Below are 2,642 nucleotides of genomic sequence, written 5' to 3' on the forward strand. Positions count from 1 at the left end.
GACGGCGTCAAAGGCGACCGCGGCCAGTTCCCGGACACGGGTGATCGCTTCTTCGGGGAGGTCGGCCGGGCAGCTGAGGGCTGCGGCGTCGTCCACATATTTGGCGTTGAAGTCATAGAATTCATGGCCGCCGCCCGCGACGGAGATCTCGCCCGGCATCGACGTCCGGGGAGCATCGGTCCCCCGGCCCTCCAGCACGGCACATTCGATCTCGCGGCCCGTGATGCCGGCCTCGATGACCAGCTTGGGGTCGTGCTCGCGGGCGATCTCTATGGCGGCGTCGAGGCCCTCGAGGGAGTCCACCTTGGAGATTCCCATGGAAGACCCTGCCCGGGCCGGCTTGACGAATACCGGGAAGCCGAGCTGGTCCACGCGCTTGCGGACGGTCTCGGGATCGTTGCGCCACTGCCGGTCAGTCACGGCGATGTAGGGACCCACGTGGAGCCCGGCCGATTCAAAGACCACCTTCATGAAGTGCTTGTCCATGCCGACGGCGGACGCAAGCACGCCCGCGCCCACGTAGCGGGTGTCGGACAGTTCCAGGAGGCCCTGGATGGTGCCGTCTTCGCCGAAGGGCCCGTGCAGCAGCGGGAAGACGACGTCGACGGCGCCGAGCTCCTGCGGGACGGTGTTCGGGGCTGCGACGATCAGCTGGTGCTCGCCGCCGATCTCGGCCAGGGTGACGGTCTGCGCCGAGGGGGCCACCTCGGGCAGCGACGAGGCGGAGAGCGACCACTCGTCGGTTCCGTCGGACGCCAAAACCCACTGGCCGGTCTTGGCGATCCCGATCGGGATGACGTCGTATTTGTCCTTGTCGATGGCTCCCAGGACGCCGGCGGCTGTCACGCAGCTGACGGCGTGCTCGCTGGAGCGGCCGCCGAACAGCACCGCCACGCGGGGTTTGGACTGGACCGGACGGTCTTTTGTGGTCATGTTCCCTGACACTCTCAGTGGTCGCCTTCGGCTTTCAGGTCCCGGGACAGCAGCAGCGGACCCAGTTCATCGACGGACAGTTTTCCGGCAAGGACCGCGACGACGGCGGCCGTGATCGGCATGTCAACGCCGAGCTTTCCGGCGAGTTCGTTGACGGCCTGACTGGACTTGATGCCTTCAGCCGTCTGCTTCATTTCGGCGGTGACCTGGTCAAGGGTCAGCCCCTTGCCGAGCAGCCTGCCGGCCGTGTGGTTTCGGGACAGCGGGGAGGAGCAGGTCGCCACGAGATCGCCCAGGCCAGCGAGCCCCGCCATGGTCCGGGCTTCGCCGCCAAGGGCGAGGGTCAGCCGTGAGGTTTCGGCCAAGCCGCGCGTGATGACGGAGGCTTTGGTGTTGTCCCCCATCTTCTTTCCTTCGCAGATTCCCACGGCCAGTGCGATCACGTTCTTGACGATGCCGCCGATTTCGACGCCGATCACGTCGCTTGTGGTGTAGGGGCGGAAGTAGGGGGCAGTGCAGCTGCGGGCGATCCAGCCCGCCGTGATCGGGTCCGTGCAGGCCACCACCGAGGCTGTTGGCTCCTCCCGTGCGATCTCCATGGCCAGGTTGGGGCCGGAAACCACGGCGACCCGGTCGGCAGGCAGGTCCAGCTCCGCACTGATGACCTCGCTCATGCGGGCATCGGTGTGGAGCTCGAGGCCCTTCATGAGGGACACCACGACGGCGCCGGGTGCAAGATGTTCTTTCCAGGCCTGCAGTTGCGGCCGCAGGGTTTGTGCCGTCACGGACAGGATGACCAGCTCCGCGCCCGAGAGGACCTCGGAAACGTCCTTCGATGCAGTGATGCTGGACGGCAGCGTGATGCCGTTCAGATACTGCTCATTGCGGTGCAGGGTGTTGATCTGGTCCACGATTTCGGGGCGCCGGCCCCAGAGGCGGATGTTTCGTTCGACCCCGGAGGCCGTGGCGGCGTCAGCAACAACCTTGGCGAAGGTTGTACCCCAGGAACCTGCCCCCAGAACGGCCACGGTAGTGGCGGATGTTGCTCGTTCAAAGTTAACCGTCATCCGGTGCTGTCCCCAATGTTCTCGTTCGATGCGCCACCCTCTTGGATGGCTTGACCTTCGGCGCCGCCCCGTTCGACGAAGCGGCCCTGTGTGGACTGGTTGTGCGCCGCCGGGTTCCAGCGTTGCGCGGGCGGTTGTTCTCCACGCAGTCCCGCCAGGAGGCCGGTGATGGCGTCCATGATGGCATTCGTGGCTGCGTCGAGCGTCGCCTTGTCCAGCGGGTGGCCCTCAAACGCGCTCAGGTCCACGGGATCCCCGACCACCAGGCGGGAGGTCTTGCGGGGGAAAATGTAGAAACGTTTCGCATACCGCGGGAAGACCTCTTGGGCACCCCAGTGGGCGATGGGCACCACGGGAATACCGCTCTCCAGTGCCATCCGCGCGGCACCGGTGTGCCCTTTCATCGGCCAGAGGGCCGGGTCCCGGGTCAGGGTTCCCTCTGGGTAGATGATGATCGCCCCGCCTTCGTTCACGATCTCTTTGGCGAGTTGCAGCGAACGGTTCGCCCCCGTCGTCGAACGTTCCACCGGGATCTGCTTGGTGGAGCGCAGGACGGCGCCAAGGACCGGCACCTTGAAGAGGCCGGCCTTGGCGAGGAAATGCGGCATCCGTTTCTGGTTGTAGAGCATGTGCCCCACCACC

3 protein-coding genes are annotated in these 2,642 nt (G+C 66.0%); all 3 read right to left on the minus strand.

Annotation, left to right across the window (positions count from 1 at the left end):
* A partial coding sequence (locus LQV45_RS24950; RefSeq protein ID WP_230009308.1) for a D-alanine--D-alanine ligase family protein occupies window positions 1-933 on the minus strand: 933 nt, incomplete at its 3' end.
* Between the two features lie 14 nt (window positions 934-947).
* Window positions 948-2,000, minus strand: coding sequence for an NAD(P)H-dependent glycerol-3-phosphate dehydrogenase (locus tag LQV45_RS24955; RefSeq protein WP_230009309.1), 1,053 nt, complete (start codon window positions 1,998-2,000; stop codon window positions 948-950).
* The coding region (locus LQV45_RS24960; protein WP_230009311.1) for a 1-acyl-sn-glycerol-3-phosphate acyltransferase at window positions 1,997-2,642 on the minus strand (646 nt) is incomplete at its 5' end. The genes LQV45_RS24955 and LQV45_RS24960, both read right to left, overlap by 4 nt.

This window comes from Microbacterium sp. Bi128, assembly GCF_918698205.1.

Excerpts from the sequence above, each read along its gene's own strand:
- LQV45_RS24955 (WP_230009309.1), bottom strand. The coding sequence starts at position 2,000 with ATGACGGTTAACTTTGAACGAGCAACATCCGCCACTACCGTGGCCGTT.